Source organism: Yoonia vestfoldensis (genome assembly GCF_002158905.1).
In the GTDB taxonomy this organism is placed as follows: domain Bacteria; phylum Pseudomonadota; class Alphaproteobacteria; order Rhodobacterales; family Rhodobacteraceae; genus Yoonia; species Yoonia vestfoldensis_B.
On the sequence record NZ_CP021431.1, the window covers coordinates 3172184 to 3199080 of the forward strand.

General features: G+C 54.4%; 28 protein-coding genes and 1 pseudogene. 9 read left to right on the forward strand and 20 right to left on the reverse strand.

What is annotated here, in order from left to right:
- Positions 1-10: 10 nt before the first annotated feature.
- Entirely contained in the window at positions 11-202 is a 192-nt protein-coding gene (locus LOKVESSMR4R_RS20795) for a DUF7220 family protein (protein WP_420645918.1), read from the forward strand.
- Here LOKVESSMR4R_RS20795 and LOKVESSMR4R_RS15895 read toward each other — a convergent pair.
- The 5 genes from LOKVESSMR4R_RS15895 to LOKVESSMR4R_RS15915 form a co-directional block, all read right to left on the reverse strand.
- Positions 152-751 carry a DUF3489 domain-containing protein gene (locus tag LOKVESSMR4R_RS15895; RefSeq protein ID WP_087210537.1) on the reverse strand — a complete coding sequence of 200 codons (600 nt, stop codon included), beginning with the start codon at positions 749-751 and terminating at the stop codon, positions 152-154. The two genes, LOKVESSMR4R_RS20795 and LOKVESSMR4R_RS15895, sit on opposite strands and share 51 nt — an antisense overlap.
- A gap of 98 nt (positions 752-849) precedes the next feature.
- On the reverse strand, positions 850-1251 hold the full coding sequence (locus tag LOKVESSMR4R_RS15900) for a hypothetical protein (protein WP_087213417.1): 402 nt from the start codon (positions 1249-1251) through the stop codon (positions 850-852).
- Between the two features lie 100 nt (positions 1252-1351).
- The gene (locus tag LOKVESSMR4R_RS15905) at positions 1352-1639 is read right to left on the reverse strand and encodes a hypothetical protein (protein WP_087210540.1); all 288 of its coding nucleotides are present in this window, start codon (positions 1637-1639) and stop codon (positions 1352-1354) included.
- Between the two features lie 13 nt (positions 1640-1652).
- Entirely contained in the window at positions 1653-1874 is a 222-nt protein-coding gene (locus LOKVESSMR4R_RS15910; RefSeq protein ID WP_087210543.1) for a hypothetical protein, read from the reverse strand.
- A 10-nt stretch (positions 1875-1884) separates the two neighbouring features.
- Positions 1885-2067 (reverse strand): hypothetical protein, encoded by a 183-nt coding sequence (locus LOKVESSMR4R_RS15915; protein ID WP_087210546.1) that lies wholly within the window; start codon positions 2065-2067, stop codon positions 1885-1887.
- A 122-nt stretch (positions 2068-2189) separates the two neighbouring features.
- Here LOKVESSMR4R_RS15915 and LOKVESSMR4R_RS15920 point away from each other — a divergent pair.
- Positions 2190-2411 (forward strand): annotated as a pseudogene (locus LOKVESSMR4R_RS15920) (hypothetical protein); the annotation flags it as partial.
- Positions 2412-2768: 357 nt separating this feature from the next.
- Here the strand turns inward: LOKVESSMR4R_RS15920 and speB are convergent.
- From speB to LOKVESSMR4R_RS15950, 6 genes are all read right to left on the reverse strand, one after another.
- Positions 2769-3719: an agmatinase gene (gene speB, locus LOKVESSMR4R_RS15925; protein ID WP_087210549.1), complete on the reverse strand. Its 951-nt coding sequence runs from the start codon at positions 3717-3719 to the stop codon at positions 2769-2771.
- 12 nt (positions 3720-3731) lie between these two features.
- Positions 3732-4463 (reverse strand): SDR family NAD(P)-dependent oxidoreductase, encoded by a 732-nt coding sequence (locus tag LOKVESSMR4R_RS15930; RefSeq protein ID WP_087210552.1) that lies wholly within the window; start codon positions 4461-4463, stop codon positions 3732-3734.
- On the reverse strand, positions 4460-5227 hold the full coding sequence (locus LOKVESSMR4R_RS15935; protein ID WP_181417235.1) for an SDR family NAD(P)-dependent oxidoreductase: 768 nt from the start codon (positions 5225-5227) through the stop codon (positions 4460-4462). Before LOKVESSMR4R_RS15935 ends, LOKVESSMR4R_RS15930 begins: the two co-directional genes overlap by 4 nt.
- Before the next feature lie 11 nt (positions 5228-5238).
- Positions 5239-6030, reverse strand: coding sequence for an ABC transporter ATP-binding protein (locus tag LOKVESSMR4R_RS15940; protein WP_087210555.1), 792 nt, complete (start codon positions 6028-6030; stop codon positions 5239-5241).
- Positions 6030-6839, reverse strand: a complete 810-nt coding sequence (locus tag LOKVESSMR4R_RS15945) for an ABC transporter permease (RefSeq protein WP_087210558.1) — start codon at positions 6837-6839, stop codon at positions 6030-6032. The genes LOKVESSMR4R_RS15940 and LOKVESSMR4R_RS15945 overlap by 1 nt, the downstream gene beginning before the upstream one ends.
- Before the next feature lie 62 nt (positions 6840-6901).
- The gene (locus LOKVESSMR4R_RS15950) at positions 6902-7960 is read right to left on the reverse strand and encodes an ABC transporter substrate-binding protein (RefSeq protein ID WP_087210561.1); all 1059 of its coding nucleotides are present in this window, start codon (positions 7958-7960) and stop codon (positions 6902-6904) included.
- A gap of 149 nt (positions 7961-8109) precedes the next feature.
- Here LOKVESSMR4R_RS15950 and LOKVESSMR4R_RS15955 point away from each other — a divergent pair, with 149 nt between their 5' ends.
- The 3 genes from LOKVESSMR4R_RS15955 to LOKVESSMR4R_RS15965 are packed head-to-tail and all read left to right on the forward strand — an operon-like array spanning position 8110 to position 10510.
- Entirely contained in the window at positions 8110-8733 is a 624-nt protein-coding gene (locus LOKVESSMR4R_RS15955) for a TetR/AcrR family transcriptional regulator (RefSeq protein WP_157898252.1), read from the forward strand.
- Between the two features lie 32 nt (positions 8734-8765).
- Positions 8766-9650: a polysaccharide deacetylase family protein gene (locus LOKVESSMR4R_RS15960; protein ID WP_087210567.1), complete on the forward strand. Its 885-nt coding sequence runs from the start codon at positions 8766-8768 to the stop codon at positions 9648-9650.
- Positions 9651-9667: 17 nt separating this feature from the next.
- Positions 9668-10510: a DMT family transporter gene (locus tag LOKVESSMR4R_RS15965; protein ID WP_335673968.1), complete on the forward strand. Its 843-nt coding sequence runs from the start codon at positions 9668-9670 to the stop codon at positions 10508-10510.
- Positions 10511-11205: 695 nt separating this feature from the next.
- On the opposite strand, the gene LOKVESSMR4R_RS15970 is transcribed toward LOKVESSMR4R_RS15965, so the two are convergent.
- The 6 genes from LOKVESSMR4R_RS15970 to LOKVESSMR4R_RS15995 form a co-directional block, all read right to left on the reverse strand.
- Positions 11206-11805 carry a short chain dehydrogenase gene (locus LOKVESSMR4R_RS15970; protein WP_087210573.1) on the reverse strand — a complete coding sequence of 200 codons (600 nt, stop codon included), beginning with the start codon at positions 11803-11805 and terminating at the stop codon, positions 11206-11208.
- Positions 11806-12058: 253 nt separating this feature from the next.
- Positions 12059-13270 (reverse strand): ABC transporter substrate-binding protein, encoded by a 1212-nt coding sequence (locus tag LOKVESSMR4R_RS15975; RefSeq protein ID WP_157898253.1) that lies wholly within the window; start codon positions 13268-13270, stop codon positions 12059-12061.
- 40 nt (positions 13271-13310) lie between these two features.
- The gene (locus LOKVESSMR4R_RS15980) at positions 13311-14015 is read right to left on the reverse strand and encodes an ABC transporter ATP-binding protein (protein ID WP_087210581.1); all 705 of its coding nucleotides are present in this window, start codon (positions 14013-14015) and stop codon (positions 13311-13313) included.
- On the reverse strand, positions 14005-14778 hold the full coding sequence (locus LOKVESSMR4R_RS15985; protein ID WP_087213424.1) for an ABC transporter ATP-binding protein: 774 nt from the start codon (positions 14776-14778) through the stop codon (positions 14005-14007). The genes LOKVESSMR4R_RS15980 and LOKVESSMR4R_RS15985 overlap by 11 nt, the downstream gene beginning before the upstream one ends.
- A gap of 166 nt (positions 14779-14944) precedes the next feature.
- Positions 14945-15697: a branched-chain amino acid ABC transporter permease gene (locus tag LOKVESSMR4R_RS15990; RefSeq protein WP_087210584.1), complete on the reverse strand. Its 753-nt coding sequence runs from the start codon at positions 15695-15697 to the stop codon at positions 14945-14947.
- Positions 15694-16557 (reverse strand): branched-chain amino acid ABC transporter permease, encoded by an 864-nt coding sequence (locus LOKVESSMR4R_RS15995; RefSeq protein WP_087210587.1) that lies wholly within the window; start codon positions 16555-16557, stop codon positions 15694-15696. The genes LOKVESSMR4R_RS15990 and LOKVESSMR4R_RS15995 overlap by 4 nt, the downstream gene beginning before the upstream one ends.
- A 547-nt stretch (positions 16558-17104) precedes the next feature.
- On the opposite strand from LOKVESSMR4R_RS15995, the gene LOKVESSMR4R_RS16005 reads away from it, so the two are divergent.
- Entirely contained in the window at positions 17105-18145 is a 1041-nt protein-coding gene (locus LOKVESSMR4R_RS16005) for an IS110 family transposase (protein ID WP_087213186.1), read from the forward strand.
- 383 nt (positions 18146-18528) lie between these two features.
- Here LOKVESSMR4R_RS16005 and LOKVESSMR4R_RS16010 read toward each other — a convergent pair whose 3' ends face one another.
- Positions 18529-18966: a MarR family winged helix-turn-helix transcriptional regulator gene (locus tag LOKVESSMR4R_RS16010; RefSeq protein WP_157898254.1), complete on the reverse strand. Its 438-nt coding sequence runs from the start codon at positions 18964-18966 to the stop codon at positions 18529-18531.
- Positions 18967-19091: 125 nt separating this feature from the next.
- Here LOKVESSMR4R_RS16010 and LOKVESSMR4R_RS16015 point away from each other — a divergent pair, with 125 nt between their 5' ends.
- From LOKVESSMR4R_RS16015 to LOKVESSMR4R_RS16025, 3 genes are read left to right on the forward strand one after another with little or no spacing between them, the layout of a single operon-like run.
- Positions 19092-21446: a xanthine dehydrogenase family protein molybdopterin-binding subunit gene (locus tag LOKVESSMR4R_RS16015; RefSeq protein WP_087210596.1), complete on the forward strand. Its 2355-nt coding sequence runs from the start codon at positions 19092-19094 to the stop codon at positions 21444-21446.
- Positions 21443-22267 (forward strand): FAD binding domain-containing protein, encoded by an 825-nt coding sequence (locus LOKVESSMR4R_RS16020; protein ID WP_087210599.1) that lies wholly within the window; start codon positions 21443-21445, stop codon positions 22265-22267. The genes LOKVESSMR4R_RS16015 and LOKVESSMR4R_RS16020 overlap by 4 nt, the downstream gene beginning before the upstream one ends.
- Complete coding sequence (locus LOKVESSMR4R_RS16025; RefSeq protein ID WP_087210602.1) at positions 22264-23439, forward strand: 2Fe-2S iron-sulfur cluster-binding protein; 1176 nt, start codon at positions 22264-22266, stop codon at positions 23437-23439. The genes LOKVESSMR4R_RS16020 and LOKVESSMR4R_RS16025 overlap by 4 nt, the downstream gene beginning before the upstream one ends.
- Positions 23440-23538: 99 nt before the next feature.
- Here the strand turns inward: LOKVESSMR4R_RS16025 and LOKVESSMR4R_RS16030 are convergent, their stop codons facing one another.
- Both LOKVESSMR4R_RS16030 and LOKVESSMR4R_RS16035 read right to left on the reverse strand, forming a co-directional pair.
- Entirely contained in the window at positions 23539-24096 is a 558-nt protein-coding gene (locus tag LOKVESSMR4R_RS16030) for an aromatic-ring-hydroxylating dioxygenase subunit beta (protein WP_087210605.1), read from the reverse strand.
- The gene (locus tag LOKVESSMR4R_RS16035; protein WP_087210609.1) at positions 24093-26897 is read right to left on the reverse strand and encodes an FAD-dependent oxidoreductase; all 2805 of its coding nucleotides are present in this window, start codon (positions 26895-26897) and stop codon (positions 24093-24095) included. Before LOKVESSMR4R_RS16035 ends, LOKVESSMR4R_RS16030 begins: the two co-directional genes overlap by 4 nt.

Here is a 26897-nt window from a genome sequence, read left to right on the forward strand (position 1 = left end):
GTCGCGCAGAATGTCGCTGATTGAGGCCGTGACCAACGTCGTGGTCGGTTATGTGCTGGCCGTTGCGACGCAGATCGTGGTGTTTCCAAGGTTTGGCCTTCAGCCAAGCCTTGGCGAAAACCTTGCCATTGGGACAGTGTTTGTTGGCGTTTCACTGTTGCGAAGTTACTTGCTGCGCAGGCTCTTCGTGCGGCTGCGATGACGGCGCAGATCCATCATTCGGCAGCGAATACACTGTGCCCCGCCCGTCTTGCTTCTCGGAGATGACTGGCAGGCCCAGCTTCTTCTTCAAACCACCAGAGATCAGACCGCGAACACTATGCGCCAACCACCCCGTCACAGCGACGATTTCAGCGATGGAGGCCCCCTCCGGCCGCTGCAGCAAAGCGATGATCTGCGCCTGTTTCGTGCCCGTTCGCGGGGTCGACGTCTTGGGCGCCGGTGCTTCCGCTGAATGCTGACGGACCGCAGCCATGGTTTTGACGACCACCGGTTCGATTCCGACCGCCAGCAACCCTGCGTCGGTGACGACCAGCGTGGTGCCGTGACCATCACCGGTTTCGCGCCAGAGGGGTCCGCCTTTGCGGGTGTCGGCATCGACCTCTTCGAGCCAGCCGCGGTCGATCATCATGGTCACGACCTTCTTGGCAGCAGCGCCATGCAGCCCCTTGGGCAGCGGCATGGCAATGTTGTCTGCGCGCTGGGCGCCCGTGGTCAGGATCAGGCTTTGGGTTTTGGTAAGGTTGGGCATGGTAGCCTCCGGTCAAACGGGCAACGCAGGATGCGTGCCCTTCTACCGGCATTGGCCCGCGCGAGCGCGGGCGGGCCCGAACGTGATGGGTGCAAGCCTCAGTCCGCGTCTGTCATCGCGGCCGTCACGGCAAAGTGCTGCACCCAACCCGTCAGATATGGCAGCCCCACGGGGATGCCCTCCTCGCGCGCGGTGCGCTTGCTGATGCGCCAGTCCTGCCACCGGCGGATTGCTGAATTAATGGCCGCCTCGCTGTCAATGTTGCAGCCCGTCATGTTGCCCACCACGTCATCGGCAAAGTGGCGGCCCATCCGGCTGTCGAGAAAGTCGCGGATCCCGATCATCTCGTCTTCGGTGTCGGCGCCGATGGCTGCGGCGATGAGGCGGGAAGCCAGCGTCCAGACCTCTGCGCTACGCCGCTCGCGCTGCGGGCAGTTTGTCAGGGTTTGGAAAAAGCCGTAATCTTCGTTGCGGCTGGGCAGAATGGCGTGTGCGGTCATGGGCTTGGATCCTTTGGTGCGGTGCATCGTTTTGCTGAAACAACCATCGCTCTGACAGGGCGATTAGCGTAGTCAATTCGGCGCAATTTGATTGCTTTTTTTACACGCCCCGCAGGGAGGTCAGTTCACGCCATGCACCGGCTTGCCAGATATAAAGATGGCTAAGTTCGCAGGTGGGCTGTTGCAGAATGCGAGGCGCGCGCGGCGGATCAAAACAGTCCAGTGCTTCGGCACGCACTTGCCGGATTTCGCGGGCGGCAAGAATGTCCTCGGGTGTCCAACGCGCCAGAGCGGGCAGCATATGGGAGGGGTATCCGTCGAAGTGAACATACACATGTGCCCATTTGTCAGGCCCTGTCTGGATGGCGATCTGTGCGCGCGTGCTCATGACCAGTCCTCCTTCAAATCAGCTGCAGCTCAGCCAGCACGGTGCTGGCGGCGGCCAGCTGGCTAGTCGGCAGTTCGATCTTGATGTGCGAGAAGATATCCGAGGCTTCAGCCTTGATGCCTGCGTCCCGCAGCGCCGTCTCGACGGCTGCCGCGATGGCGTCGGGGCGGCTGCGGTCGAAGTGGTCGGGTAGCATTGCATAGTCGATGCGGATGGTTGTGGTGGCCATTGTCATGGTGTGCTCCTCAAGCCTGCTGTTCGATCAGGGCGAGAATGGCGATCGCCATCCCGCCGAGATACTCGCTGCGACGAAACACGATATCGTCGATCTCGCCTGCGCAGGTGATGGCGGGATCAACAGCCAGGCTCTCGGCCATATGCGGCAGCAGGCTTTTGGCTTGGGCGTTGTAACGTTCTGCGAGGGTCATGGGTCTGTCTCCGTTCTGGCGTGTTTGCTTGCACTGAGAATCGCTCTGACGGGCAGTATAATCAACTCAAATAGATCGGCTTTCCCGTTTATTTACAATATGTTGAGGACATGCAAAGCGCCATGGAAGATCTATCTGAACGCGCCTATGCAGAACGGTCCGGTCTGTCGCGTGGAGCCGTTCAGAAGGCCCGCAAGAATGGTCGCCTGGTGCTTTTTGCCGATGGGTCGATTGATGCGGTGGCGTCTGATGCACGCCGCGGTGCCATGACGGATCCGGATCAACAAATGCGGTCGCGTGGTGGTGTTGGGGGTAGTGGTTCTGCTGGTGATAGTGCGTTGATTCTGCTGGTGATAGTGCGTTGATGTAGGCTGATAAATGCTACGTCAACCACCATCATTTTCCCCCTCGTCAGACATTGTTGGGTTCTGGAGCGAAGGTCGGTTTTAAGCCCGACTTCCAAGTTGCGGCATCGCAAATAAGGTCCGCTTTCAGAAAACTGAAATTTTGCCCTCGAAGGAAACGTCCCAAAGTTGACGTTCATTGTGACTGTCAGAACTACTATATCGCATTCTCCAAAGTGCCCTTAGATTGCTTACGCGTTATTTCGCTGGCACCCACGTCGTTCATATGGATACAGTTTTCACTAGCACCCGTTGAACCCATCACGGATCTAAAGAGCGAAGCTTTCAGCTACGCTTCTATGGCACCATAACACATAGAAGCTCGAATATGATGGAGGCCCCAAGAAATGCTGTGTTTCCGCTTTGATCAAAGGGCGGGGACACTTCGACGAGGTCTGCGCCAATTATGTTCACTTTGTCCAATGCGCGAACAACCTGAAGTGCTTGGTAGGAGTTTGGTCCCCCAATTTCGGGGGTGCCAGTTCCGGGCGCAAAGCTAGGGTCCACAAAATCTATATCGTAGGAAATATAAGTCTCAGACTCTCCGACAATATCGCAGGCCTCTTGCATCACGTCGTCCACACCGCGTGCATGAAATTCTTCAATCGGTATGACACGAATTCCGACAGCCTCAGCGAAATCACGGTCTTCGCTGTCGTAGGTCGTGCCGCGAATACCGATTTGAACGACTTTTTTGGGATCAAGAAGCCCCTCTTCAACCGCGCGGCGAAACGGCGTTCCGTGAGTGTACCGTGTGCCGCCGAAATAGCTGTCAAAAAGATCTGTGTGGCTGTCGAAATGGATCATCGAAACAGGCGCATCTTTTGCCAAAGCACGCAGCACAGGCAGGGATGTCAGGTGGTCCCCACCAGCCGTTAGTGGACGAATGCCGGCCGCCTTCACGTTTTCATAAAACGCTGTGACTCGCGCCATTGTCGCCATCAAATCCGCCGGGTTGGGCGCAACATCGCCAAGATCTGCACAGTTGGCCAATTCGAACGGACGCACACCAGTGCCTCCATTTTGTGCCCGCATCATTGTCGACATATCCCGCAGCTGGCGGGGGCCGTGGCGGGGGCCGGGGCGGTTTGTGGTTCCACCATCCCACGGCACACCGATCAGGCCAATATCGACGTCTTTGATCTTCGGATCGTCCAGCGCAACATGCGGCAGGCGCATAAACGTCGGGATACCTGCAAAACGCGGAAGATCGAAACCAGACACCGGTTGAAAATATGTATCACTCATTGCTATTCTCCATTAGCGCATCACGCTGCCGCCGTTTACGCCAAAACATTGGCCGGTGATGAATGTACTGTCGGGGCCCGCGAGATAACGAACCATCGACGCGATTTCTTTTGGGTCGCCAAAACGCGCCAAAGGAGTAGCGAGGTCTTTTGCAAGCGCCTCTGCGCTCATGGATTCAGGTTTTGTCATGTCTGTGGCGATTGATCCGGGCGCGACGGCGTTGACCAAGATGTCCGGCGCGAATTCATGGGCCATGCTGCGCGTCATGCTGATGATGGCACCCTTTGATGCGCAATAGGCGATCATGTTTTCACGTCCCAGAACGCCCAAATCACTGGCAATGCAAATGATCCGCCCCGTCGTGGTGCGCCGCACAAAGGCCCGTGACGCAAGAAACGCACCCCTCAGATTAACGGCGATGACGCGATCAAAATCTCGCACTTCAGTTTGCGAAAGTGGGGCTTCTTTCAGGATGCCCGCGTTGTTCACAAGGATCGTTGCCACGCCCAATGCCTGTTGCGTTGAGGTAAAGAAACTGTCGATTTCGCCCTCATTGGAGACATCACAGACAAAGGCAAACCCTTCGCTGAGGGAATTGATAGCGACCAAGGTTTCTGCCGCCTCGGGGTCATCGGCATGACAAAAGGCAACCTTCGCTCCCTGCTGCGCCAATGCAATACAAATCGCCCGCCCAATGCCGCGTGATCCCCCTGTGACGATCGCGGTCTGGCCTGAAAGGGTCACGACATCACCTCACCACGATCGACGTTAATGGCCTGTCCTGTGATGTTGTGGCCGCCATCGCTGGCAAGGAACAGATAGGTGTCGGCCATGTCTTCGGGGGTCATCAAGCCATGAATGGCCTGTGCAGACATGACGTCAGCGAGCAATCCGTCTTCGGTGGTTCCGCTGGTTGTCGCCAGTTCACTCAAAGAAGCCATGGCAGGGCCCGTTTTTACCCAGCCCGGGCAAATAGCATTTACGCGGATGCCGCGCGGCCCAAGCTCTTGCGCCCAGGTGCGCATCAGGCCGACATTGGCGTGTTTTGAAGCGACGTAAGCAGAAAACCCCCCCACGGCCGTTTTCGCCCAAATCGACGCGGTGATGATAATGCGCCCGCCGTCTGGGATACGGTTGATCAACGTGTCGGTAACGTTGCGTGTTCCGTTCACGTTGATGGCCATCACACGTTCAAACGTCGCATCGCCGTTGGGGTTTGTTCCACTGAGCGGTGTAGGTTTTTCGAGGCCTGCGTTGTTAACCAGAATGTCAACGCGTTCAATATTGGCAAGCGCGGCTGTTACTGCGCTCGCATCAGAGATATCGCATTTGATCGCTTTCGCCCTACCATGCATCGCGGCGGCGGCGGCGTGTATGCCATCGGTATCGGAGAGGATTGTCAGATCGGCACCCGCCCGTGCGAACGCGGCGGCCACACCTTGGCCAATGCCGCTGCTGGCACCGGTGACAAGAACAGATTTGCCCCTAAAATCAAATGAAATAGACACGTCTGCCCCTCCTAAGTCCGGCGATGACCTTCTTCGCGCATCAAGCGCATCAGTTTTTCCTCAAGCTCTGAATAGCCATCCATCCGGATGATATGTTCCTTATCGCCGATCCTTTTACCACCTTTGAACGCGGGAATAATTTCTTCTTTCAGGCGGCCCGGATGGCTGGACAGAAAGATGATTTTATCAGCAAGGAAAATAGCCTCTTCCAGATCATGGGTTACGATCACCATTGTCGTGTCTGTCTTTTCGGCTACGTCAATCATCAATTCTTGCATCAACCAACGGGTTTCTGCGTCCAGCGCGCCAAAGGGTTCATCCATAAGCAACACCTCTGGATCATTGGCCAGCGTGCGCGCAATCGCAACCCGTTGGCGCATGCCGCCAGACAGTTGCGACGGATAAGCTTCAGCAAATTTAATGAGCCCAACAAGGCCAAGAAAATGATCGGCACGTTCGCGACGCTTTGCCGCATCTACACCGTTCACCTTCATGCCGAATTCGACGTTCTTGCGTACGGACAGCCAATCAAATGATGTGTAGGCCTGAAACACCATGCCGCGATCCTGGCCCGGTCCAGTAACTGTTTTGCCACCAATGACGACCGCACCACTTGTCGGGGTTTCCAGACCTGCCATCATCCTCAGAACCGTCGACTTACCACAGCCTGACGGGCCAAGCAGGACACAGATAGAATTTTGGTCGACGCCAAAAGAAACACTGTCAACGGCCTGCAATGTTTTGCCGCCACCAAGTACAAATGTCTTGGAAAGATCGCGAACTTCAAGTTGGGTGCCAGACATCAGTTCTTAACCTCGAGATAGGGGAACAAACGACGATGAAGCATTCTGAACATCACGTCCGTCAGCAGGCCAAGAATGCCGATCACGACGATACCCGCCAGTATTTCATCGGTTTTCAAGAAGCGCCGTGCGCGCATCATCATTGCCCCAATCCCCGTTGTTGATGCTACAATTTCTGCGATGACGAGATAAGTCCAGCCCATCGCCAACATCTGCCGCATGGCTGTTACGATATCGGGAAGTGCCGCGGGGAAGACGACCTTTAGGACCACGACATAGCGATTAGCGCCCAACGTTAGCGCCGTTTCGATCAGCTCTTTGCGAACATTTTTAGTATGATCCATCACCAAAGTGATCAGAAAGAAGATGACGCCGATCACCAATAGCGCGAGTTTTGGTGCTTCTCCGGTACCGAACCACATCAACAAAATAGGAATAAATGACGGCGCAGGCAAATAACGCCATGCCGATACAAACGGGGCAAAAATCGCTTCAATCGACGCAAATGTTCCCATGGCAACTCCGAGTGGGATAGCAACTGCGCAGGCTATCGCAAACGAAATAAACACACGCCAGATGGAGATCAAGACGTCGCTAGTAAACCCCCGATTTATGAACAAATCATAGGTAGCGGCCAAAACCCTTTGCGGGGACGGCACCAAGAGGTCATTCACCCAGCCGGAACTTGTGGCCAAAACCCAGACACCGAAGAAAACGGCCCAAATGCCGATTGCGGATATCGTGCTTTGCAAATGTCCAACGGAGCCCCGGACCGCAAAGAAGTCCGGTTTGGGTTTGTTGTTTGTCATTCGCTGTCTCATATATCAAAAGCCCTGCGCGAAACATCGGTACGCGCAGGGACTTGGTTAAATCAGTTTGGTTGAAGGTCTTGGCGGTAGCCTGCCGCAACAAGATCACCCATCAAACTACAATCAACACCAGCGGCGGCATCAATCGTGTTTTCCATCAGCCCCAACCTGATCCACCATTCGTTGATAGTCGCGATTGTTCCGGTCATAGCACCATTTTCAATGCCAAACGGCGGCTCACCTTCCAGCACGCCACACATCCGTGCGGACTCATCAAAGTCGAGCATGTAGATGCCGCCATCAAGGCTTTTGCCGTCCGTCCCAATTACATAACCGATGTCTTCTTCAGGCCATTGCAAAAACGCAGCCATTGCCTTGTTCGCCGCTTCGACGTTTTGGTTCCAATAAGTCAGACCATCCCAACGCGCCTTTAGCACAGCAACCGCAGCTTCGCGGTTTTCAGCAATAAAGTTCTTGTTCATATACATCGCGTCCATGTAAATGCCCGACTTCAGAAGCTCGGCATCACCGGTATTGATCACGCTGCGGGCACCAGGGTTTGCCTCAAGAACCTGAGAAATCCATGGCTCGTACATGTAGCCCGCCGCAAGATCGCCCGACAGCATCGGGCCAACGGCCTCGTCTGCATTCAGGTTAATCCATTCGACAGTGTCGAGATCAACACCTTCACGGTCCAACCACATCCCCATCAGAAGATGCCCAATATAGGCTTGGGGTGCGGATACCTTTGATCCGGCGAGCGTCTCGACTTCAACCTCGGGGGCCAAAATGATATGATCAACTCCATAAGACGGGTTCAAAAAGGCTACGTTTACAACATCAAAGCCCTGGTCAACGATGATCGGTGTGTAATCAGCAGTGCAACCATAGACGTCAATTTGCCCAGCCGCCAAGGCTGAGTGACCGCCAAGAGGGTCTTCAAAAATTGTAATATCCAGATCGTGCTCAGGCAGAAAACCTTGCTGACGCGCCAGTTCAAGCATCGCGTATCCCGGCCATGAAACACAGATCCCCACTTTGATTTCATCAGCGGCAGCAGTGCCCGCACTGATGCCTGCAGACAGCAGGGCCGCCGCGCCGAGTGCATTGAAAATTCGCATGAGATGTCCTTTCCTGGTTGAAGTTACATTAAACCCTTATCCAGCAAAATCCTTTATGCAACAAAATATTTAGCTTACTAAAGTTTTTAGTTTGATTTTCCACAAGATTGCCTCTTATAGTTGCAGTATGTGAACGCGAGGAGGCTGCTGTGACTGGACTGAGAGAACGGCAAAAAGAAGATCGTCAGGCCAGAATTGCTCAGGTGGCAAAGTCCCTGTTCCTAAAGCATGGATTCGAAAAGACGACAATTGAAGACATTGCACAGGCGGCAGGCATGTCAGGTGTCACTGTCCATAACTACTATGGGACAAAATCGGGCATCCTATTGGCGCTTGTCGCCGAAAATGATCGCACATTGGTCACCCGATTAAATAAAGAACTGGCAAACTGTCCGCAAACTGTCACAGAAGTTATGCTGTCATTCTCAAAAACGATTATGGAACACGCAGTCGCCAATCTTCGGAAGGTGATTTGGCGGCAGGTGATCGCAACGGTAACAGCCAACGCTGACGATTCCGTCAGCAAACCGTATTTCGATCTGGACCAAGAGCTCGCGCAGGTTCTTGTGCAAAAGATGGAGCGGATGAAAGCAGCGGGGGCGTTGCCGCCGTCTGTGGTGCCCGAACATTTGGGTAAGGCGCTGTTCCACCTTCAGAACGCGCGGTTCATCCAATTTGTATGCTCGGAAAATTTACAAATAGAGGACGTTTTGCGCCGCATCCGCAATGATCTAGACGCGCTGTTTGCGGTTCAAGCGACGGTTACTGCATAGCAAGCGCGTACAGATTTTCAGAAAGGAAAACAATGTTTCTTCATCCTATGTCATGGCCCAATGGCAAGAAGTGCGCAGCATCGGTCACGTTTGATATTGATGCCGACTCTCTTGTGCGGGTCGGGCGGCCTAAAGATGCAGACCTGCGCCTTCAACCCATTTCGATGGGGCGCTATGGCCCGACTGTTGCAGTGCCGCGCATTCTGGAAACCTACCGCCGGCTTGAACTTACGCAGACATTTTTCATGCCTGGATGGGTGATGGAGGAATACCCCGACACTGTTGAGGCGATCCTGAAAGACGGCCATGAGATTGGCCACCATTCTTGGGCCCACGAAGATCCTATGGAACATTCGGACGAAGTAGAGGCCGAGCTTTTCGAGCGTGCACTGGACACTCACATCAAAATGACAGGGCACAAACCGCGCGGCTACCGCGCGCCTGTGTACAGCATCACCCCCGCTATCGTGAACCGATTGATCGAGCATGATTTCCTATATGATAGCTCTATGATGGCGGATGACCTTCCCTACGAGGTTGTCACCAACTCAGGTTCACTCATTGAGATCCCGCCGCACTGGGGAACCGACGATTGGCCGCCCTTCGCACACATGGGTGAGCTGGATTACATCATGCCTGTGCGTGGTCCATCCGATGGCATCAAAGCCTTTATAGAGGAATTTGACGCTATGTATGAGGCTGGAGGGTTCTGGATGCCCGTACTCCACCCCTTCCTGACTGGGCGCCTTGCCCGCTGGCGAGAACTGGAACGGCATATTGAACGGATCGTCGAACAAGGCGATGTCTGGCTGACATCGATGGAGAATATAGCCGAGCATGCGAAATCGACAGGCAGTCGCCTGCGCCAGGAAAACTTGGATACTGGGTCCACACCGGCCACACCACTAACCCCATGACGTCACATTCAAAAGGTGTGTTGATCACGATCTTTGGCGTCCTGCTTGTCGTGCCGGACGCATTGTTTGTTCGGCTGATCGAAGCAGACCCCTTAGTCACAGCCTTTTGGCGGGGTCTCATCGCTGGATTCATTATTTTCGCGCTTGTTCTTGTATTTCAAGGCTGGGGCGCGTTTCTGGCCGCTCTGCGCACGGGACGTATCGGTTTGGTATATGTCCTACTTCTCGGCACGACAAATATCGGCTTTGTCCTCGCGATCGCATGGACAAGCGTGGCGAATGTGGTGTTTATTCTGGCCGCGATGCCAATTTTTGCGACAATCTTTAGCCGCATCTTTTTGGGCGAGCCAATTTGCTTGCGTATGGTGGTGACGATGGCTGCAGTAATGGGTGGGTTGGCAATCATAGCAGCCGGATCACATGAGAACGATGTTTCATCATGGCAAGGTGATCTTTGCGCCCTTTTGGTCTGCGCATCCTACGCCGGCGCTTTGACCGCAGTGCGATGCGTCAAAGACGTCTCGATGATCCCGGCCATCCCTTGCGCGTACCTCGGGACGGCGTTGATCCTTGGGCTTATCTCTATTCCGGGTCCAGATTTCGGCCCACAATGGCCGTTGTTTTTGGCACATGGCGCGTTCATTGGCGCAGCAAGTTGCCTTCTCACGCTCGGTCCGCGCTATATCAAATCAGGTGAAGTTTCTTTGTTAATCCTGCTCGAATCCATCCTCGCGCCCCTTCTGGTCTGGCTCGTCGTAGGTGAAAATCCGGGTCAGAAAGCCTTACTTGGCGGCGTCATAGTGATAAGCGCATTGGTGCTCTATAACATCCATTCAATCCGTTCTTCGCAGGAACGGTGAACCAGATTCACAAGGACATTGATCCGCATTCCAATTAAATCCTTATTCATTGTCAGGCTAGGGGGGCACTGAAAAAGCATCGATTGACACCACAATCTGCTCTTCGGTGAAACGTGATTTGCGCATCGTCTGTTCTCCTTGTTCTGACGAACGTTACAAGAACAAACTCTCCTTTTGAATGGCCCGGTTTATTGGGGGCACGTCAGCTGGCGTGAGGTTTCCAGTCTCCCGCAAGCACGCCGCAAACCGTACAGCGGTTGCAGCGGGGATCAGCAAGCAACGACCGATCTCACGCGCCGAATGGCCCTCTCGGTGTAGAACTTGAAAACGATGGCGAATGTCGGGTGACAAGGGTGCGGGCATGAAACGATCCTCCTGAGCAGTAAGGAATCAGAAATCCGCACACGTGGGAATCCCCAACGATTCAAGATGATCAGGAACCGCTCTAAGGGCTACGCGACAGGTGCAAACCGCCATGGATTTTATTGGGAAATTTCAGACGCGATTCTGATTAATTAGGGTACAGCGACAGCAGGGGAGGTAAAAACATTCACCAACTGTTTGGGTTTTGAGCGGATATTGTTGGCAGAAAACGCGTTCTTTGTGTGCGATGGTTTTAGGCCTGCCACTCAGAGCAATCAACAAATTACGTAGGTAGTATTTGCGAGTCGCTTTTGGGCGCGATCGAATCGCGCTTACTCGACGATGAGTATTTGCCCGTTTACAAGCCCTTCAACTGCTTTGCTGAATGCGCGCCCAACGGCTTCGTTCGAAACATGATTGTGGCCCCTGAAGAAGCCGTCGTATTTAGCGCGCGACACTTCAAGAACTTCCGGGCTAACTGCATTGATGCGGATGCCTCTTGGCATCTCAATTGCTGCGCCTCCGACAAACCCGTCAATCGCTCCATTTGCAGCCGCTGCGCCAGATCCACCTTTTATCGGATCACGGTTGAGGACACCACTCGTCAAAGTGAACGAGCCGCCATCGTTCATATACTCAAACCCTGAAAGCACCAAATTTATCTGCGGCAGCACTTTGCCGTTGATGCCTTCGATGAATTGGTCAGTTGTCATCTCATCGACGGGTCCAAAATGCCCATGGCCGACCGCGCAAACCATTGCATCAATTTTGCCGATTGCTTCGTACATAGCTCTAATGCTGGCGACATCTTCAAGGTCAACCTGGATATCACCGCTTGTTTTGCCGACACGGATTATCTGGTGCCTTTCAGATAGTGCCTCGACTGCCGCGTTTCCAACTGCACCGTTTGCACCAACAATAACAACTTTCATTTCGATATTCCTCAGAGTACTTCCCGTAAAATTTTGGCTTTAGCGTTAAGGCTAAATCGTCAGCATTGGACAAACAACTAAAAGGTTGGTGTAGTCTAAGCTGCTTTCGAAAATACTTCCGTGAAAGGCTCCAACCTGCCGATATCCCTACGCCAAAAACCATGGTTTGTTAGGTCCTGATATATGAAATTCTGGGATTTTACGCCAGAGAGATTGAGGCCCACCCAAAACGAGCGGGCCTCAAATATTAGCTTTATTCGAATACTGTCGCCGGATAGAATTTTTCCGACACCCACGCGCCATCTTCGGCACGCATGATCAGGAAAGAACCAGCCGGGGTTCCGCTTTCATCCATCGTCAACGGGCCGGATGCACCCTCAAAGTCGATATTGGTGCCTCCAGCAATTAAATCACGCGCCGCTGCAAAATCGGATACCATCTCCCCATCAACAGTTACATCGCGAATTGCCGAGTTGATTGCCTCGCCGTTGCAGCCTTCCGACCCCTCAAGAGCAAGGGCGACCAACATCGCCATATCATAGGAATTGGCTGCAAACGGGCCAGGTGCAGCACCTGTTTCCATCATCATTTTCGCGGCAAATGTTTGGTAGGCTGGCAATGAATTGTCAGGTTCTGCGAGTTGAACATAAGCCCTTCCGTTCAAGATGCGCGGATCGACGGCTTCAAAAATCTGCGGGACGGCCAGATCTGCAGTCAACAACCACTCGCCTTCAAACCCACCAACGGCGGCTTCTTTCATAACGGTTACGCCTGATTCCTGACCACCAGCCAAATAGATAACGTCGGGATTGTTCGCAAGGACCGCGACCAGTTCAGCCTGATAAGACGGTTGGCCTGGGTTGTAGATCACATAATCGGTGATTTCGACATTGGCCTCTTCAAGGGCCGCGCGAGCAACCTGCGCAGGAGAGATTGTAGACTCTTCATTTTGAACCAGCATGGCCACAGATTTATAGCCCTTTTCGGTCAGCCAGAGACCCGCCGCGGCGCCGTCACCAAGATCCGAACCAACAGTGCGATAAACGTAGTCTCCACCCAGCTCGTCCAAAGTGATTGTACCGGCATAGGGTGAAATGATGGGTGTCTGTCTGCGTTTGGCAAGATCAACAAGCGCCACCATAACGCCGGACGTTGGCCCAAGAATTGCAACAGCACCTTCGGTTTCGATCATCTTGGTGGCTTCACGGATGCCTTTTTCAGCGCTGCCCCCAGTGTCGGCAATAACAGTGCGCAACATCCCGCAAGAGGTACCACCGGCAGCGTTGATTTCGTTGACAGCAACTTCCACACCTCCTGCAACAATAGCACCGAACTCGCCCAGTTCGCCAGTAAGCGGCACCAGCACGCCGACGGTCACATCGGCGGCAGCAAAAGACGGCGCCGCGATGGCCGCTACTGCAGCAATGGCAGTCATGTTACGTAACTTCCTTGAAATTGTATTCATCTGTTTTCTCCTTGTTGGGTCGTATGATCCGGTTTTCCGGTTAGTGTGCCTGTAAAAGCATTTCTTCCAGCCTGCCAGGTTCCAGCAAGTCCGCGCTTGGCAAGGTTTCGCGATTGCGCCCAGCATCAAACATCCAGGTCGTTCGCGATATTTTTAGGATTTTTTCTGGGTTCTGTTCGACGACCCAAATGACGGTCATGCCAGATTGGGCCAGCTCACAAACCCAATCGACGATCCGGTCGACAAAGATCGGCGCCAGTCCCGCAGTCGGTTCATCAAGCATCAAGACCTTCGGCGCACCAATCAACGCATTCGCAACAGCAAGCGTCTGCCGTTCGCCCCCTGACAACGTTGAAGCAAGCTGTGTCGAGCGTTCTTTCAGTATCGGGAACCGTTCATAGGTATTGTCGATACGCGCACCTGTGTCCGCAAAGTTAAGCGCCGAAGCCAATAAGTTGTCGCGCACCGTCATCTCTGCAAAGGTATTGTTCTCTTGCGGAACATAGCCGACGCCAGATCGTGTTGTTGCCAAAGCACTCAATTTAGTAAAAGATTTTCCGTCAATCGTGATCTCGCCACGATCAACAGGTAAGTGACCAGCGATAGTTTTCATCAATGTGCTCTTGCCGGCACCGTTGGGTCCCAAAATACATGTAATCTCGCCGGGCTCCGCGATAAAATTCATCCCATGCAAAATCGTGACCTTCCCATAGCCGCTGTGCAGCCCTTTGACTTCAAGTTTCATGGTCTGCTCCAAGGTAGGCTGAAATTACCGCCGGGTCGTGACGAATAGAATCCGGATCACCCTCTGCAAGCAGCGCACCGTTCTGAAGAACAACGACGCTATCCGCAATGTTTAGCAGAAAGGCCAAATTGTGTTCCACAACGATCAAAGTTGTACCGTCCGCATGAAGCTGCACCAGAATTTCCGACAGTTTCACTTGCAAGTTCGGATCGACCCCTGCTGTGGGTTCGTCTAACAAAAGGATCGAGGGATCACGGTTCAGTTGGCGTGCAACCTCGAGCATGCGAAGTTCACCACCCGACAGGTTTGCAACTGAGTCATGCAACCGGTCCGCAAGCCCGACACGTTCAAGCGCGTGTTCCGCCTTTTCATGTAATTCCACATCTGCAGGGCGCCATCGTCCGAATAGTGCAGCAAGGGGCCCTTCTTCGGAATGCTCTGAACCGACGATGACATTGTCAATTACACTCAAAGACGGAAAAGCGCGTGGCGTCTGAAACGTCCGCCCAAGGCCGTGACCAGCGATTTCAGCAGCCTTGAGCGAAGACAGTTCCACACCATTCATGGCAACACGGCCTTGCGTCGGCTTCAATACACCCGAAATCAGATTGAACGTTGTGGATTTGCCAGCTCCGTTGGGGCCGATCAACCCGAGAAAACCTCCACGATTAACATTAAAGCTGAGGCCGTGTTCACCGCCAACGGCCCGAAATCCATCAAAGTCCATTGCGACGTTCTCGACGCTAAGGATGATATCGCTCATGACGCGTTCCTTTTTGACAATTTTTCCCAAGGCCGCAATCTCAATACGAGTATGAACAGGATTCCCGTGACTATTTCTTCGACCGAAGCAGCAATCTGGGCACCACGTACAGTCTCGAACGGGACCCCTTTGACGAGTTCCTGAAACAATACGAGAGCCATGGCTCCTAAAATCGCACCAACGATTGTCTTTTCACCAGCAAGCACGAGGGCGATCCAAACAAAAATGTAACTTCTGCCGTAAACATTGCAGGTGCGACCAAGGTGGTAATCATCGCATAAAGAGCTCCGGCAAACCCGATCGGAATTGCTGAGATAATAAACACCTGAAGCCGGATGCGGGCGTCGTCTTTGCCGACGGCCTGCGCCGCGATTTCATCATCATGTACGGCGTCAATTGTCCGGCCGAAGGGTGATTTCAACAGACGGTTAAACACAAAAGCCGTGACCAACATTAACACTACGGCAGCAAGCGCGTATCCGACAGTATCGCTCATACCCAGCGTTGTCGGGTCCGGACGTTCGACATTGGCAAGCCCAACACTCCCGTTACCAATCCGGCGCTCATTAAGAAGGAGGGAATGGAAAACTTCGGCAAAGGCAAACGTCGTCAACGCAAGGTATTCGCCGCGCAACCTGAGTGTCGGCCATCCGGTGACCAGCGCAAAAAGCAGCGACGCAACACCAGCGGCAAGGAAGCCGACGTACCAGGGCATGTCGAAACCAAACCGGTATTGGTCAAGGCCGCTTGGAGGCTCTTGTGTGAAAATTGCGTAGGCGTATGCACCTGCCGCAAAATAGGCTACGGTCCCGAAGTTGATCATGCCACCACGGGCATATTGAAGATTTAGCGACAACGTCAGCACTGAGAAAATGGCCCCGAAGGTGAGTGTCGCGATAATGATTGCGTAAATAGTCATCGTGATTTCTTCCCTGCTAGACCCTCTGGACGGAACATTAGCACCAGAATGACGACGCTAAAGGCGACAAGTGGACGATAGCCTGCGGGTATCCAGAATACCGACACATCCATAGCAACGCCGATAATCAACCCTGCTGCGACGACCGCATAAAGTGAGCCGAGCCCCGCAAGGATTGCGACAGCAAGTATCTGTAGTATTTGGTTAAATGCGATATCGGTCGACAGTGTCGCAATTACAGCAAGCATGACACCTGCGAGACCTGCGAGACCCGACGAAATAAGCCACGTAATGCGCGAGGTCGATTTCACATCAATGCCGCGAGACGCTGCAAGCTCCGGGTTGGCTGACATGGCCCGGATCGCAAGGCCCATTGGTGTTTTGTTAAGAAACAACGCGAGGCCGACTGTTGCCAAAGCCGCGAAAACAACGACGATCATCTGGTAATTCGTGATCCGCACTCCCCAAAATCGGTAACTTTCAGCAAGCGGAATGTCCAGGCTGCGAATTCCGGTCCCGACGATGGCATCAACCGACCCGCCAAGGACATAGTGCACGCCGACGGACGTAATGAGCAAGATTGCCGGACCAAGCGCACGGATTGGATCATACACAACACGTCCAATAATCAACCCGACAAAAGCTGTAAAAACGATCCCAACCATTGCCGAGGGAATGATGTGCCAGCCCCAAATCACGTTTAGCCCCCATGTGGTAAAGGCCGACACGCCAAGCAATTCAGGGTGCGCAATATTCAGAAATCCCTCAACGCGGCGGGTGAATGAAAAACCGATCGTTGCAAGAATAAGAAAAGACCCCGTAACAAGACCGGTAAGCACAAGCTGGAAGAAAACTGTCATCGGCCCGCCCCTTCGATCTGATCGGATTTGCCAACCGCCAGATCCGGCCCGCAGAGCATATCTGCTGTTGCTTGAAAATAAATCATCTCACAGTTTTCCCTCATGCTTTTTAAGAAGCATACCCCCTTAAATGAAATCCGCAAAGTATTTATTCATGTGATTAATTAATTTGTTTAAGTTATTGTTTAAGCTTTATAATATAAGAAAATACACACCTTATGAGCAGTGATTTCGACGCTAGCTTCACTGGAAATCACCGCTCCACAGCCGAAAAACTTGTTCAGTCGCGCACTGCCCAGAGTGATTCAAGCCATAGGTGCGCGGCTGAATTCGTTATTTGCCTCGATCAGGCGACTCAGCAAATCGATGAAAACTGCTTGCTCTTCAGCGTTGAGATGCCGTAACAGGGTTCGACCCAAATGGCATCGTTGTGAGTTGATCGACCGTTCGATGTGAGGTGTCGTTGCCCTTGGCACGCTGTGCGGCGTGTCGACGGGGTGGTGCTGTGATGCGCGCCCCAAGTTTTGAACAACGAAAGGACAACGACATGGAAACTTATATCGGATTGGATGTCTCTCTCGCAAGCACTGCGATCTGCACGGTGAGCGCGCAGGGCAAGATCGTCAAGGAAACGACCGCAGTCAGTGAACCGGAGGACCTTGTTGCGACGCTAAAGGCAATTCCTGGGGCTGTTGTTGCAGTGGGCCTAGAAGCCGGTCCTCTCTCGCAATGGCTTTATCGGCATTTGACCGACGCAGGCTTTGCCACAGTGCTGATGGAGACGCGGCAGGTGAAGGGTGCGCTGAAAGCGATGCCCATCAAGACGGACCGTCGGGATGCAGAGGGGATTGCACGGCTGCTGCAGATGGGCTGGTACCGGCCTGTCCATTGCAAATCGATATCAGCTCAAGAGATGCGCGCCCTTCTGGCCACGCGCAAGACTGTCCAGCAGGCGGCGATGAATCTCGAACTATCGATCCGTGGTGTGTTGCGAAACTTTGGACTGAAGATGGGACGTGTTGCAAAGGGTCGCTTTGAAGCGCGGGTGCAGGAACTGACCGAAGGTAATCCCATGCTGGAGGCTGCAGCTACCCCGATCCTTGCATCACGACGGATGCTGCGACAGGAACTGGCCAGTTTGGAGAAGCTCCTGCGCAACCACGCCAAGGAAGACCCGGTCTGTCACTCGCTCATGACGATGCCTGGGGTTGGTCCCGTCGTGGCCCTGACCGTCAAGGCGTCTATTGATGACCCGGAGCGGTTCCGATCTTCCAAGGACATCGGTCCGTGGGTTGGGTTGACCCCGCGACGTGAGCAGTCAGGCGAGCGCGACATCATTGGCCAAGTGTCTCGGGCTGGCGATGTTGGGCTGCGCACGGCGCTGTACCAGGCAGCGACGGTCATGCTGCATCGCGGCCGCAAGAACTGGCTGACCGCATGGGCGCTGAATGTCGCCAAGCGGCGGGGCAAAAAGCGCGCCACTGTTGCGCTCGCGCGACGGATCGGGGTGGTTCTGCATCGTATGTGGAAGGACGGCACGGACTTCCGCTTCACCCGGGAAGAGGCCGCACACGTTGCTACTGCATAGGAGTAACTCTGCGATGCACGCCCAAAACAAGGTTGAAATATAGGAGGTTTGGCCGCGCCCGATGGCGCTGGTTCACCGATGTCCCAACCCGGGACGCGGTCCCCGATGATGCCGTGAGTGCGCTAGTCATCAGGCACGCTGTCTGAGGACGCTGTTGAGATAGGCACGCGGGAACCGCTCTTGGACTTGGCATGATGTGGCAGCCGCAGCGCTGACTACGGACAGAAGCACGATCCCGATGCGGGACAACACTCGGTCGCCAGCGTATCCAGCAACGCGTTTACCCATAACTCACAACACCGATGACGCAGCACGTGGTGGCCAACTTAACCGTTCGGCCATTGGCTTCGTGTCGAAAATTTCTCTTGACCTCGACCACCCTGTTACAGAAGCGGACTCATCAGTTTGTCCTGCGCTGCCGCCATGGCGGGCTGCATTTTTTTAATAAGCATGCGCCCTGCCTGCGTGATCCGTACAACGTTTGCGCGCGCGTCGTCTTTCGACGGCTCTCGCGTCACCAGATCATTACGCACCAGTCTTTTAATGACATCTGCGCCACTGGTACGGTCGATGCCTACAGCTTTGGACAAAGTTAGTTGATCTAGGCCGTCATTTTCCTGCAAGACCGACAAAATAGCAAATTGAACAGCCGTCACACCGTCGGCTCCGCATGCTTCAGCAAACAAACCGACATGAATCTGGTGCAACCGGCGTATCAAATAACCCGGCCTGCTCCAAAGTTGTTTATAACGGCCAGCTAGTTGAGGCATGTGATCGCTTGATGTCATAACGTGACGATACTTGGGTTTGTATTGATTCATTAACAGTTGCCTCCTGTACAGCTTGTGGAGGTTACTAAACCAATTACGAGTTGCTAACAAATTAATTGAGAAGTATGCTCCTTATAATCACGGTTTAACTTCAATTTCAACGAGGAGGTCGCGACATGAAGACAGGTATTGGTGCAAAGGTTCCCCGCAAAGAAGACGCGCGCCACCTGAACGGGACTGCCCAATTCGTCGGTGATATTAAGATGTCGCACCTGTGGGAGGCCGCATATGTCCGCAGCCCCCTTGCCCATGCAAAGATAAAATCAATCACCAAACCAGAAGGGTTTGAGGACCGGGTGTTTTCGATGGCCGACATGGTCGGGCTTGGACCGATAGCGGCTCAATCAACGCTCCCCACATACAATCAGTCTAATCACTGGCCATTGGCCAAAGATAAGGTCAGGTTTGTAGGCGAATGTATTGTCATGTGCGTGGCGCCCACGCGCGCCGAGGCAGAGGATCTAGCGGAGGCCGTCATTGTGGATCTGGAGCCTCTGCCAGTTCATGTCACGGTCGATACTGCCCTTGCCCCGAACGCCGAAAAGCTCCACGATGAATGGGAAAACAACCTGTTTCTGACAACGCAGTTCGACACCGACCTTACCGAAATCCGCAAAACCGCCGCCGTTGTCGTCGAGCGCGAGTATTCAACGGCACGGCAATGCATGGCTCCAATGGAGGGTAAAGGCGCGCTGGCCTATTGGGACGGCAAAGCAGATCAGCTTGTGATATACACCTCGACACAGGTACCTCATTTAATCCGCACAGGCTTGGCTGAATGTATGGGCCTTGATCAGGGCGAGGTACGAGTCATTGCACCCGATGTCGGCGGAGGCTTTGGTTACAAATGCGTCTTGCAGCCAGAAGAGCTGACAGTGGGGTGGGCTGCCAAACATCTTGGCCGGCCCATCCGCTGGACCGAAGACCGGCGCGAACATCTGACTGCCGGTGCCAATACGCGCGAACACAAATACAAAATGACGGCTTATGCTGATGATACCGGTCGCCTTCTCGGCGTGGATGCCGATATCTGGGTCGATGTCGGCGCCTATTCCGTATGGCCGTTCACCGCCTGCCTCGAGGCTGCACAAGCAGGAGGCAACCTGCCCGGACCGTATGATCTGGGCGCTTATGCTTGCCGGACCTATTCGGTCGCCACAAACAAGCCGGGATTCACGCCCTACCGCGGCGTAGCGCGCCCTGGCGTCTGTTTCGCGATGGAGCTGACGATTGACGCCATTGCGCGCGCGGTGGGTCGTGATCCGCTTGATGTGCGCCGCCTGAATCTGGTTCCCGGCAGCAAGATGCCTTACACGAACATCACCGGAAAATTCTATGACACCGGTGATTATCCGGAAGCGGCGCGTCAGGCTGCCGAAATGATCGACGCAAAATCTTTTGCGAAACGCAAAGCAGAAGCGGCCAGCACGGGGCGGCATCTGGGGATCGGATTTTCGTCGTTCACAGAACAATCCGCACACGGCACAAAGGTATTCGCGTCCTGGGGGCTTGCGCTCGTGCCAGGCTACGAACAGGCGATGGTGAAACTGGCCCCGACCGGATCGGTCGAAGTCAAGTCAGGCAACCAAACAACAGGGCAAGGCCTCGAGACGACAATCGCGCAAGTGGCCAGTGACTGGCTGTCACTTGATATTTCCAGCATCAAGGTAACGATGGGCGATACGGGCATGACGCCCTATTCAACGGGCGCTTATGCGTCGCGCGGGATGGTGATGGCAGGTGGTGCTGTGTCAAAAGCATCCGAAGAGCTGGCCCGCCGTATTCGGGTACTGGGTGCCCATCTCCTGCAATGCAAAGCGGAAGAAACCGAACTGAAAGACGGTGCCGTCTTCAGAGGCGCAGCGTCGGTCAGCCTGAAACAGATCGCTCAGGCTTGGTATTTGCGGCCAGATCTGTTGCCCGACAATATCGAAACCACCGGAATGGAAGTCACCGAAGGATACAAGCCAACCATTGATACCGGTGTCTTTACGTATGCCACCCATGCCGCCGTCGTCGAAGTCGACATCGAAACCGGCAAGGTCGACATCCTCGATTATGTGATTTTCGAAGATTGCGGAACGCGGGTGAACCCGCTGATCCTTGATGGTCAATCTTATGGGGGTGCCGCGCAGGGGATCGGTACCGCACTTTTTGAAGAGGTGATTTATGACAGCGCGGGCCAGCCGCTGACCTCTACACTGGCGGACTATATCCTTCCGGGCCCTGCGGAATTGCCCAGTTTCCGCCTTGGTCATTCTGAATCGCCTTCGCCCTACTCGCGTCACGGGATCAAGGGCGTCGGCGAAGGAGCCGCAATCGCTCCCAGCGGGGCACTGGTGAACGCGATCAACGATGCGCTCACTCCGTTTGGGGCCGAGATTAACAGCATTCCAGCCACGCCGCACCGCATACTTCAGGCGATATTCGACGCCCGCGATGCCCGCGAAATGTTGGAGGCGGCAGAATGAAACCAGTTCCTTTTTCACACAATATCGCTGACACACTACAGCTCGCCAGCAAGGCACTCAACACTGACGGCAGCAAGATTATCGCAGGCGGTCAATCCATTGGTCCTATGCTCAACCTGCGCCTAGTGCGCCCGACAACCCTGATTGGCGTCACCCGACTGGAAGAGCTGCAAAAAATTCATATAATAGGCGACACTCTGTCCATCGGTGCTGCCGTCACACATGCACGCATCGAAGACGGCATCGATGGTGTCGATCTTCCGCCCATGATGCGCCATGTGGCCCGCAGCATCGCCTACCGCGCCGTCCGGAACAAAGGCACATTGGGCGGGTCACTTGCCCACGCGGATCCCGCGGCCGATTGGGTCACAACAATGACAGCACTTGATGCGCAACTCGTGATCAGGGACGCGCGCGGAAAATCGCGGCGTGAACCGATGGCCAGTTTCATGCGCGGTGCCTATCGGACGGGATTGCAACAGGACGAATGTATCACCGCCGTGGAAATGCCCGTTGCCATGGGACAGGCCTTATGGGGGTACGATAAAATCTGCCGCAAGGTCGGAGAATTTGCAGATGCGATCGGTGCGATCGTGATACACCCAGATTTGAAATATGCCCGCGTCGTCGTTGGTGCGACAGAAGATGCACCGCTACTGCTGCCGGACATGGCCCGCGAAATTGCGCGCACCGCAACCGCTCCTTCACTGGGTGACATCGACAGCACGCTCGCGACATATCTGCCCGGCGCGTCACGCGTGAAAAGACAACTGTTGAAAACCGCCCTGTCGCGCGCCATTGCAAAGGTTATACCATCATGAATGCCACCGTTACGCCTTCTGTCGCCAAACAGCCAGTATCGTTGATAGTGAACAACATGCCCGAGACTGTTCACGTAACTCCGCGCACGACACTGGCGGAAATTCTGCGCGACCATCTGGATCTGACGGGAACACATCTGGGCTGTGAACAGGGTGTATGTGGCGCCTGCACGGTCATGGTGGACGGACGTCCGGAACGCGCGTGCCTGACCTTTGCCGTATCTTGCGAAGGTGCCGCAGTCGAAACTGTCGAAGGATTCAAAGGCGACGATCTGATGGATCGACTACGGGCCGCGTTTCACCGCAATCACGCGCTACAATGCGGGTTTTGCACACCCGGCATGCTCGCAACTGCGCGCGATCTGGTCGAACGGCTCGATACCGCCGACGAAGTGCGCATCCGCAACGAATTGTCAGGAAATTTGTGCCGTTGCACCGGATACGTCGGGATTGTAAACTCCATCATGCAAGTGATCGAAGAAAGGCGCGCATGCGGCCTTCCGTGCACCGGTACGCCGCGCCTTGACCGCGCCCCACCGACAGGATTCGCGCCCTTTGATGCTGACATCTTCAAACAACCGTCAGCCCCCGCCGTGTCATCCGGGACGATGACTGTTGAAAACGGATGGTCTGTCGTCAAACGCGAGGTCGCGATCAACCATTCATCGGATACCGTCTGGGCGCATTTTTCAGATCTGGACGCGGTCGCGGCCTGTCTGCCGGGGGCGAAACTCGCCCAACATGACGACAGCACTTTTGAAGGTCATATCAGCGTCGCCTTTGGCCCCATTGCTGCAAAATTCGAAGGCGAGGGCACCTATAAAACCGACGATAGTACCCGCATCGGCACCGTATCGGGGCGCGGCAAGGATCGCGGCGGCCAATCCGCAGTCGAAGGTGAACTAAGCTATACAGTCCGGCGCGCGCAAGGCAACCCGGATGCGTCCGTCGTGGATGTCGGGTTCCGGTTCCGTATTCAAGGCATTCTTGGCCAGTTTAACCGGCCCGAACTGGTCAACGGTTTTGTCGATTATATTCTGGGCGAGTTTGTCGCCAACTGCGACTCCGTCTTATCGGGGGGCGAATTGCGCTACAACAAAGGCATCAGCGCGTTTACCATGATCCGCGTCATTATCGCTGGCAAACTGCGGGCCTTGTTTCAGCGAAGCTGACTGCCCAACGGTCCCTAACAAAAAAGTGGGCGCGAACGATAATACGTTCGCGCCCACTTTTTTGTTAAAAACAGTCTTTTGTCAGACCGGACTGTTATGTCAGACTGGTAGGACGAGCGCATTATGGACAAGCAGCGTATCATAAATCGCGATGCGTGATTTCAACAAAAGGCTACCGTTGCCCTGTGTCTCAAAAATATCCTGCATCCGTCCGGCCATATGCAGACGCCCCTCGGGCAATTCAGCCAGCACCTCGATCAGGATAAAATTGGTTTCGGACCTGATTGTCCCAGTGTCGTCTATGCCCAAGATACGGGTATTTGTCATAAAGTGGCGCAAATATCGCGGGCCGAACATGGAGGTCTTGGCGATCGCCATCGCACGATCTTTCATCATGTTCTTGCCTTCGCAGTAGACAAGCCCCACAGGAAGCCCGTGATCGTAGTTTTCACGGCTGACGATATTGTAAAATCCGTCTTCCGTGAAAAACTCTGGCCAGTCTTCCAGATCACCGTCGTCAAGTACGGCACAATAGATCGCGTTAAACGCCTCGACTGCGTATCGGGCATCGCGCACGGCGGGGCTCGTGGCACGCTGCAACGCGCCTGTCACGTCTTTCAGTCCGACATCAAGTGACGGTTTTGTTTCGCGGCTCATACGCCCATCTCCTCGCGCCAGTGCTGATAAAGTGCGCGGATCGCAGCCTCTGATATCAGAGTTTCAGATGTGCCAGCGGGCACGTCGGGATCGAGCTGCACCATGTGATTTGCAGGTTTGGCTGAATTCAGCATTCCGTCCTGCACAAACTTTATCGCCTCGTTGTCTTCCAATCCAAGAAAACCCGCAGGGCCCATCAAATTGCCCTGACGCAATCGGTGGCGTATCATTTCTTCGTCATCGTCCTCGTACCCGAACATGGTCCAGATCATAGTAAATTCGTTTGGACCGTTGGGTACTAGCTGGCGCACGCCAAGCGTGTTCATCTCGCGTTGAACAATTAGATTCGGCCAGACAACCTGCATGGTGACAGACCACGGGCTGTCGAATTCTGGCACATAATCCATCAAACGCGGATCCGATAACGTCATACCATCCCGATACGCACGCATCTCTTTCTTGTTTTCGTCCGAAACGCTCTTGTCGCTCTTGGCCGACGCCATGGTCGAATGGCGGCCTTTGGGGTCGCAGATCATGGCAGACTTGTTACCTGCCACCAAAAGCCCAAAGGTCACCAGAAACGTATGCAGCAATGTCGCGTGATACGGATCTTTCAGATTCTCCGGATACAATTTCCAGTTGCCCATAATAGTATGACGGTAATGACCGAACAGCTTTAGCTTACGACCCGAAAACACGGCGTCAAAGTCTGTCAGCATGGCCTCGCCCATGTAATCCTCGAAACTTTCCATGTTGTCGGCAAAAGACGCAAAAATCACACCGCCGCGCTTTGTAACATTCAACTTACGCAACCCGTGATCCGCCGCATTAAAATCGGCTGGCATTCCGCCCTCTCCGTTGGCACCACGGCGAAACGGAACACCCGCCAGATTGCCTTTCAGATCATAGCTCCATTCGTGGTAAGGGCAGACAAATTCGGTACTGTTACCACGCAGCTCACGGCAAAATTCAGCGGCACGATGCGAACAACGGTTTTCAAAAACATGGACTTCGCCATCTTCGTCCCGTGACACAACAACTGGGGTCGGCCCGACATATGACCGCACGAAATCACCTGTGTTCGGCACTTCACACTCGAGCGCCACATAGTTCCAAGTTGGCCCCTGGAAAATACGCTCGACTTCACGGTCATAGACATCCTGATTGGTATAGACCCAATCAGGCACGCGGGTCAGCCCTTCGGCTGGCCAGACAAACCGGCTCTCAAATGATTGTTGCTTCATGTCATCCTCCTCGTTGTCGCCCGCTTCGGACCCACCGGTCGCAAGCGGCTGTCCATTCGCCATCAAAGACCTTGCTGCACGCAACGCAGACGGATCACCGAAATCTATGACGCATTTGACCCTGCCAATTGCGTCCTGACCCAAAAAGACCGGCGCCTTGTCACCGTCGCGGCGCACAACAGCCATGTCGGGGTCAGTCTGTCCGTAAATCTGGATCGTCGCACCGAACAGATCAGACCAGAACCACGGCGCATCTTCGGCAACGGGACTGTGTCTGGTGATATGCCGGGCAACGCGTTCTGCGCTTAACCGCGCATTCTGCCAGCTTTCCATACGTTGGAACGGTCCGCCGGGGCGCTCCTGACGGACAGCAACATCACCCACAGCGTAAACGCCCGCAAGGTTTGTACGGTTGGCCACATCGACTAGTATCCCACCTTTGTCATGGGTTTTGATGTCAGCGTCCGACGCCAAATCGTCGTTGGGGATTGCCCCAATTCCGGCGATGATGACATCCGCATCAATCAAACGGCCGTCGCCCAATCCCACACCCTTGTCACTGACATTCGTGATGCGCGCACCCAGTTCAATAGAAACGCCGTGCTGCTTGGCAATTCCGGCCAGATAATCGGCGGGTGCCGCGGGCAAAAGACGGGTCATCAAGCGTGGTTGTGCTTCAATCACTGTCGCTTTCGCGCCCAACTTTCGCGCAGCAGAGGCCAGCTCGAGCCCGATGAAACCGCCGCCGATGACGGCAACGCTTTGCGCAGTTTTCAACGCAGCGCCAAGATGTTCGGCGTCGTGCAAATCGCGCAAATAATGTATGCGCGTGTCATCAGACCCGCTAACGACAAGTTTACGAGGGCGCGCACCAGTAGCAAGGACCAGAATGTCATAGGAAATAGTTTCGCCATTCGACAAACGAACCGTTTTGTCGTTAGAATAGATGGCGGAAACACTTACACCCAGCATCATTTTCACCTGCAACTCCGCGGCCTGACCTGCCTGAAAGACATACGCATCTTCAATCGTCGTCACACCAGCCAGCAGTTCCTTTGACAGCGGCGGGCGTTCATATGGCATATGTGCCTCAGACCCTATTAGAACGATACGACCACCAAAGCCGTGTTTACGCACCGCAATCACCGTCTCGGCACCCGCCTGCCCAGCCCCGATCACGACAAGCGTGCGATCATCCGATCCAATGACATGCGCGGTCGTGACCGCTTCATCTAGTTGTTGCGCGGGCGTGTTGATATCCACCCATACAAATCCATCTTCTTGTTTAACTGCATAGGTTGCGATGTCCTTGGAAACCGGCGCGCTAAGTGCTTTGCCGGACCGGATGTCGAACAGGCCTTGGTGCAAGGGACATTCGATGCAGCCACCTTCAACGTGGCCATCTGTTAGATAGGCAAAAGCATGCGTACAGATATTGCCTGTTGCATAAACTTCGCCGTCAACAGCCCATAACGCGATTCGTAGCCCGTCAACCTCTGTGGCGATCGCACCCTGCTCCAAAACCTGCCTAGTCTCAAGCGTCTTGAACCAGTCCAT

Bases quoted from the DNA above. Each gene is read 5' to 3' on its own strand.
- LOKVESSMR4R_RS15980 (WP_087210581.1), bottom strand. From the start codon at position 14,015: ATGAAACTTGAAGTCAAAGGGCTGCACAGCGGCTATGGGAAGGTCACG.
- LOKVESSMR4R_RS15915 (WP_087210546.1), bottom strand. From the start codon at position 2,067: ATGACCCTCGCAGAACGTTACAACGCCCAAGCCAAAAGCCTGCTGCCG.
- LOKVESSMR4R_RS15900 (WP_087213417.1), bottom strand. From the start codon at position 1,251: ATGACCGCACACGCCATTCTGCCCAGCCGCAACGAAGATTACGGCTTT.
- LOKVESSMR4R_RS15905 (WP_087210540.1), bottom strand. From the start codon at position 1,639: ATGAGCACGCGCGCACAGATCGCCATCCAGACAGGGCCTGACAAATGG.
- LOKVESSMR4R_RS16020 (WP_087210599.1), top strand. From the start codon at position 21,443: ATGAAACCAGTTCCTTTTTCACACAATATCGCTGACACACTACAGCTC.
- LOKVESSMR4R_RS15995 (WP_087210587.1), bottom strand. From the start codon at position 16,557: ATGACAGTTTTCTTCCAGCTTGTGCTTACCGGTCTTGTTACGGGGTCT.
- LOKVESSMR4R_RS16025 (WP_087210602.1), top strand. From the start codon at position 22,264: ATGAATGCCACCGTTACGCCTTCTGTCGCCAAACAGCCAGTATCGTTG.
- LOKVESSMR4R_RS15950 (WP_087210561.1), bottom strand. From the start codon at position 7,960: ATGCGAATTTTCAATGCACTCGGCGCGGCGGCCCTGCTGTCTGCAGGC.
- LOKVESSMR4R_RS16030 (WP_087210605.1), bottom strand. From the start codon at position 24,096: ATGAGCCGCGAAACAAAACCGTCACTTGATGTCGGACTGAAAGACGTG.
- LOKVESSMR4R_RS15990 (WP_087210584.1), bottom strand. From the start codon at position 15,697: ATGACTATTTACGCAATCATTATCGCGACACTCACCTTCGGGGCCATT.
- LOKVESSMR4R_RS16015 (WP_087210596.1), top strand. From the start codon at position 19,092: ATGAAGACAGGTATTGGTGCAAAGGTTCCCCGCAAAGAAGACGCGCGC.
- LOKVESSMR4R_RS15985 (WP_087213424.1), bottom strand. From the start codon at position 14,778: ATGAGCGATATCATCCTTAGCGTCGAGAACGTCGCAATGGACTTTGAT.
- LOKVESSMR4R_RS15945 (WP_087210558.1), bottom strand. From the start codon at position 6,839: ATGACAAACAACAAACCCAAACCGGACTTCTTTGCGGTCCGGGGCTCC.
- LOKVESSMR4R_RS16010 (WP_157898254.1), bottom strand. From the start codon at position 18,966: ATGAATCAATACAAACCCAAGTATCGTCACGTTATGACATCAAGCGAT.
- LOKVESSMR4R_RS15940 (WP_087210555.1), bottom strand. From the start codon at position 6,030: ATGTCTGGCACCCAACTTGAAGTTCGCGATCTTTCCAAGACATTTGTA.
- LOKVESSMR4R_RS16035 (WP_087210609.1), bottom strand. From the start codon at position 26,897: ATGGACTGGTTCAAGACGCTTGAGACTAGGCAGGTTTTGGAGCAGGGT.
- LOKVESSMR4R_RS15975 (WP_157898253.1), bottom strand. From the start codon at position 13,270: ATGAATACAATTTCAAGGAAGTTACGTAACATGACTGCCATTGCTGCA.
- LOKVESSMR4R_RS15910 (WP_087210543.1), bottom strand. From the start codon at position 1,874: ATGACAATGGCCACCACAACCATCCGCATCGACTATGCAATGCTACCC.
- speB (WP_087210549.1), bottom strand. From the start codon at position 3,719: ATGAGTGATACATATTTTCAACCGGTGTCTGGTTTCGATCTTCCGCGT.
- LOKVESSMR4R_RS20795 (WP_420645918.1), top strand. From the start codon at position 11: ATGTCGCTGATTGAGGCCGTGACCAACGTCGTGGTCGGTTATGTGCTG.
- LOKVESSMR4R_RS15895 (WP_087210537.1), bottom strand. From the start codon at position 751: ATGCCCAACCTTACCAAAACCCAAAGCCTGATCCTGACCACGGGCGCC.
- LOKVESSMR4R_RS15960 (WP_087210567.1), top strand. From the start codon at position 8,766: ATGTTTCTTCATCCTATGTCATGGCCCAATGGCAAGAAGTGCGCAGCA.
- LOKVESSMR4R_RS16005 (WP_087213186.1), top strand. From the start codon at position 17,105: ATGGAAACTTATATCGGATTGGATGTCTCTCTCGCAAGCACTGCGATC.
- LOKVESSMR4R_RS15970 (WP_087210573.1), bottom strand. From the start codon at position 11,805: ATGAAAGTTGTTATTGTTGGTGCAAACGGTGCAGTTGGAAACGCGGCA.